This window comes from Martelella sp. UBA3392, assembly GCF_002358775.1.
GTDB classification, from domain to species: domain Bacteria; phylum Pseudomonadota; class Alphaproteobacteria; order Rhizobiales; family Rhizobiaceae; genus Martelella; species Martelella mediterranea.
Window position 1 is genome coordinate 1 of the sequence record NZ_DEPM01000034.1, and the last position, 5,290, is coordinate 5,290.

Below are 5,290 nucleotides of genomic sequence, written 5' to 3' on the forward strand. Positions count from 1 at the left end.
CCCTTGAGGGGGAGATGCCCCGACAGGGGCAGAGAGGGGTGAAACATTTCGGCAAATTCGGAGCAGGCAGCTCATGCCCATACCCCTCTCTGTCGCTTTCGCGACATCTCCCCCTCAAGGGGGGAGATTGATGGCCGCAAGTGCTTTCAGGGTATCCGAGGTATGGTCGAAAGGCGAGGCAGAACGCTGAAACCACAGCGCCCCGACGCCCTCAGCCCGAAATCTTCGAGAAATCCGCCACCGTGCCGGTGGCCTCGCGGATCATGGCCAGCAGCGCCAGGCGGTTGGCGCGCACGGCCTCGTCCTCGGCGTTGACCAGCACATCCTCGAAGAAGGTGTCCACCGGCGCGCGCAGCACCGAGAGCGCCTCCATGGCGGCGAAATAGTCTTCCTTGTCGGAAGCGGCCTTCGCCTTCCGGGCGGCATCCTGAATGGCGGCATGAAGCGCCTTTTCGGCATCGAGTTCGAACAGGGCCGGATCGACCGTGTCGGCAACCCGCGTCTTCTTCTTTTCTTCCGCCGCCAGAAGCTGCCCTGCCCGCTTCTCGCCCGCCAGCAGGTTCTGGCCGTCTTCGGAATCGAGGAATTTCGTCAGCGCCTCAACCCGGCGGGCGACGACTTCGAGATCATCGGCATCAGGCCCCAGCACCGCGTCGATCAGGTCGTGCCGCGCGCCCATGTCACGCAGATAGACCTTGAAACGGTCGTGGAAGAAGGAGAGGAGATCACGGTCGTCGAAGACCGACAGCAGCGGAAGACGGACGCCGCGTTCCAGAATGATGCGGATGACGCCCAGCGCGGCGCGGCGCAGCGCATAGGGGTCACCGGAGCCGGTGGGCTTTTCATCGATCGACCAGAAGCCGGTGAGCGTGTCCAGCTTGTCGGCGAGCGCCACCGTCAGCGAGACCTTGCCCCGCGGCACGACGTCGGAGGGGCCGAGAGGCTTGTAGTGTTCCTCGATGGCCGCCGCGACATCCTCGCTCTCGCCCTGCAGGATCGCATATTTGCGGCCCATCGCGCCCTGCAGCTCGGGGAATTCGCCAACGGCCTCGGTGCGAAGATCGGCTTTCGCCAGCACTACTGCGCGGTCAACTTCGGCCGGATCGGCGCCGACGATGGGCGCCAGCTTTGCGGCAAGCGCCCGGATGCGGGCAACGCGATCGCCCTGGCTGCCGAGCTTCGCGTGAAAAGTCACGTTCAGCGCATCGAGCTTGGCCATGCGCTGGTCGAGCGGCTTGTTCAGGTCGAGGCCGAATTTCTCGGCCGATGCCTTCAGCGTGGCGAGGTCCGGCAGGTCGCGCTGGTCGATATGCCAGAAGTGCAGCGCGTCGGAAAGACGCGCGCGCACGACCTTGCCATTGCCGTGGCGGATTTCCTTGCCGCCATCGGTGGCGGCGATATTGGCGACCAGGATGAACCTGTTGGTGAGGCTGTCCTCGCCATGCTTCCTGACCACGAAACATTTCTGATTGGTCTTGATCGTCAGCCGGATGATCTCGTCCGGAATTTCGAGGAAGGCCTCCTCGAATTCGCCGAGCAGCACCTGCGGATATTCGACAAGGCCTGCGACCTCGTCCAGAAGCCCCTCGTCCTCGACCACGTCGAGCCCGTTGGCGAAGGCGAGATTGGCGGCATCGTCGCGGATGATGTCCTTCCGGCGCTCGGCATCGAGCACCACGCAGGCCTTTTCCAGCCCGGCGGCGTAATCGGAGAAGCGCTTGACGGTGAACGGCTCCGGCGCATGGAAGCGGTGACCATAGGTGATGTTGGAGGCGACGATGCCGTCGATCTCGAAATCGATAACCTTGGTTTCCTCGATTTCCGTGCCGAAGGTGCAGACGATCGACTGCAGCGGGCGCACCCAGCGCAGGCTTCCCGGCTCCGCCGAGGCCGCGCCCCAGCGCATCGATTTCGGCCAGGGGAAAGTGCGGATGATGCCGGGCATCACATCGCGGATGATCTCCTCCGCGTCACGGCCGGGCTTTTCGATGACGGCGACATAGAAATCGCCCTTCTTCGGGTCCGACTGAACCTTCGCCTCGGAAATATCGGAAAGCCCCGCGCCGCGCAGAAACCCTTCCAGCGCCTTTTCCGGCGCGCCGACGCGCGGACCCTTGCGCTCCTCGCGCACATCGGCGGAACGCGCGGTCAGGCCGTGGATGTCCAGCGTCAGCCGGCGCGGCGTGAAATACTCGCGCGCGCCCTCATAGGTCAGACCCGCATCGACCAGCGCATCGGTGACGCGCTTTTTCAGCTCGCCCGCCGCCCGGCGCTGCATGCTGGCGGGGATTTCCTCGGATCGAAGTTCAAGCAGGAGATCAGGCATCGGAAAGGGCTTCTATCATTGTCAGGAACTTGGGTGTGGCGGTGTTAGCAAGCTCCGTGAAAAAAGTCATCCGGCAATGCGCTTTTTCGAAGCATGGCCGGAAAAGAACCGTTTTTGCGCCCGCATTGAGCCGGATTCCTTGTTATTCTGTGCTGACAGACAGGAGGACCGAACTTGCACACATTGTCGCTTTTGCCGCTCGTCATTCTGGCGAGTAACGCCGCCCCGGCTGCTGCCGAAACGCTGCTGCCACAGGGCAATTTCCGCACGGAATGCCTGCAGATCGGCAAGGACGGCCGCCATGGACTGATCGCCGAGATTTCGATCGAGGGCGACACGATTTCAGCCAGCGCACAAACCTATGCGCATAATAATTGCGATGTCCCGACCGTGCGCGCCGACTATCGCGGCATCGTTACCAGCGCTCGGGAGACTGGCAATCGCATCGATTTCACGCAGGAAACGGGACCGTTTCTCTACACGCTGCTCGCCGATGACGTGACCACCTACTACAACGCCAATGTGGATTCCGCCGGCTGCGGCCTGGACGGCTGGCAGACCGGCGTGCCGCGCGATGCCGCGGGCAGAACCTGCGCGCCCTACACGTTCCCCCCCATCGGCACGGAACTGAAGGACAGCGTCTGGGTCAACCAGAACGGCATCGAGTTCGGTCGCCTGCCTCTGGTATGGGACAGCGCCCCGGATGCCGGCTATCCCGAGCGGTCGTCCAGCATCCTCTTCACCCGCATGGCCGACTAGATTTATCAGGCGGTTCAGACTAACCGCCCGATAATCCAGCTCTTTGTTTTGACGCATCGGGTTATCGAAAAACCGGATTCCACTTTTTCGCCCGATGCTCTGACCGGCCTACCAGCCACCGCCACCACCACCGCCGCCACCGCCGCCGGAAAACCCGCCGCCGCCCGAAAAGCCGGAGGACGAGGTGTTCTGCGTCGGCATCGATGACGACATGGTGGAGGCCATGGACGAGGAAAAGCTGCCGATCTGGTCGGAGAGGTTCTGGTGGCGGAAATCGCCGGCATACCAGTAGGGCGAATAATAGCCGGCCGTGCCGGCGGCGACAGCGGCCACAAGCCACTTGTCGAAGGCCCGCGACCACGGCTTCTCGACGCCAAGCGCCACGGCATAGGGCAGCAGCGTCTCGAAATGCTGCGGCGACATTTTCGGCGCGCCGGCCATGTTCATGCGGTTGGCTTCCGCGAGTGTCAGATACTGTTTCAGCCCGGCGATCTCGTCCATCTTCTTGCGGCCTGCCGTCGTCGGCGCGCCCATGATGAAGAAGAACACGAGATTGGTGAGCACGATGCCGCCGACTGCCACGATCACGGCCCAGTCTTCCGCATCGATACGGTCGCTGAGCAGCGTCACCGCCATGCCGCCGGCCGCATGCAGCAGGAAGAAGCCGAATACCCCCGCACCGACCAGCGCGCCGATCGCCGAGGAGAAGCTGCGCCCGCGCCTGCGGAAGGCCTTGGCGATCATCGCCGCGAACACGGCGACGAAGACCGAAATGAACACCGAGAAGAACAGGACCGGGATCACGGCATTCGAAATGTAGCCGAAGATCAGCAGCGCCAGCAGCGAAACCAGCGACAGCGCAACGCCGCCGACCGTGTAACCGATATTGCGGACGAAGAACTCGCCGCGATGCTCGCCGGTGATCGCCGAGGTGAAGGCGCTGGCCATTGCCGACACTTTCGAGCCATGCGCCTTGTCGACGATGAACACGCCGCCGGCGTCATCGACTGCTTTCAGCAAGGCCTTCTGTCCGGCAGGCAGGGCCGGATCGTAGGGCTTCGACGTACGCTTCAGCGTCATGCCCTTCTTAGGCTCGTCGATGATCAGGAAGCCCTTGACGGCAAGGTCGATCGCGGTCGCCGCGATCGCATCGAACCGGCTTGCGCCGAAACCCTGGTTCTGGACATAGGCGACAAGCGCCGGCGACAGGCCTTCCGGCGGCTCCCAGCGCGGCACGACGACGCCGGCCGGCGGATCGCGTCCGACCTTGCGCCACGACAGGAGGTAATAGAGGAAGACCAGCAGCAAGCCGCCGAAGCCGATGAAATAATTGCGGTAATCGCTCAGGAACCACGACGCGCTTTCCGACGTCGTCGGCGCGTCGATCGCGCCCTTCGGCACGGCGACGACGACCGAAAGACCTTCCTTGGGGGCGAGCGGGGCCGTGGTCTCGAAGGTCACCACATTACCGTTGGTCGTCTCCCGGGCGTTCTGTTCGCGCGAGCCGTAAGCGCCGGTGTAGAAGGTCGTCCGCGTCGGCGTCACGCCCTCCGGCAGCGTGATGGTCGCGGTCGCCTGCTCGATCGGAAAGGCCCAGAAATTGCCGGTGGCGTTCCAGTAGATTTCGTCATGGTCGTCGAAATAGCGGACCTGACGGTCGGTCTCGTAGGTGAGCTGATAGGTGTGGTTGCCGGGCGGCAGCACCGTATCCGCGGAGCCGATATAGATGCGGATGCCGTTGGTGATGCTTTCGGTGTGGTGATCCACCGGCGCACCGTCGAGCGTGACGGATTTGAGGTCGAAGGTGACATCGCCGGTGCGGCCATCATCCGTCTGGAAGCGCAGCGGAAAATCACGGAAAATGCCGCGTTTGATCTGGTCGCCCTCGGCATGAACGGCGATGGTCTCGGTGACGTCGTAGACCCCGGATTTTTCGACGGTGACGTCGGAGGTGAAGCTGTTGATGACCTCGGCCGCGTGAACCGGAGCGGCGGCAAGAAGGAGCGTTCCGAGCAGCACGGCAACGCCACGCGCCTTCCAATCTCCCCCCTTGAGGCAAGTCGGTCGTGCTCGGTCTTGAGGCTTGCACCCAATATTCTCTCCCGCTTGCGGGAGAGATGCCCCGAAAGGGGCAGTGAGGGTGAAGCAGCTTTTCAGTTTCGTGAGGGCTTTCGTGAGGAGGGTCTCCCCCCTCACTGTCGCTGT

The 5,290-nt window shown here is 63.3% G+C and carries 3 protein-coding genes; 1 reads left to right on the plus strand and 2 read right to left on the minus strand.

Annotated features, from left to right (window positions below; genetic code table 11):
• Positions 1 to 211: 211 nt before the first annotated feature.
• Positions 212 to 2,326, minus strand: a complete 2,115-nt coding sequence (gene glyS / locus B4E36_RS02790) for a glycine--tRNA ligase subunit beta (protein WP_292057382.1) — start codon at positions 2,324 to 2,326, stop codon at positions 212 to 214.
• Positions 2,327 to 2,500: 174 nt separating this feature from the next.
• On the opposite strand from glyS, the gene B4E36_RS02795 reads away from it, so the two are divergent.
• On the plus strand, positions 2,501 to 3,085 hold the full coding sequence (locus B4E36_RS02795; protein WP_292057380.1) for a hypothetical protein: 585 nt from the start codon (positions 2,501 to 2,503) through the stop codon (positions 3,083 to 3,085).
• A gap of 108 nt (positions 3,086 to 3,193) precedes the next feature.
• On the opposite strand, the gene B4E36_RS02800 is transcribed toward B4E36_RS02795, so the two are convergent.
• Positions 3,194 to 5,104, minus strand: a complete 1,911-nt coding sequence (locus B4E36_RS02800; protein WP_292057378.1) for a DUF2207 domain-containing protein — start codon at positions 5,102 to 5,104, stop codon at positions 3,194 to 3,196.
• Between the last annotated feature and the right edge of the window lie 186 nt (positions 5,105 to 5,290).

Bases quoted from the DNA above. Each gene is read 5' to 3' on its own strand.
- glyS (WP_292057382.1), bottom strand. From the start codon at position 2,326: ATGCCTGATCTCCTGCTTGAACTTCGATCCGAGGAAATCCCCGCCAGC.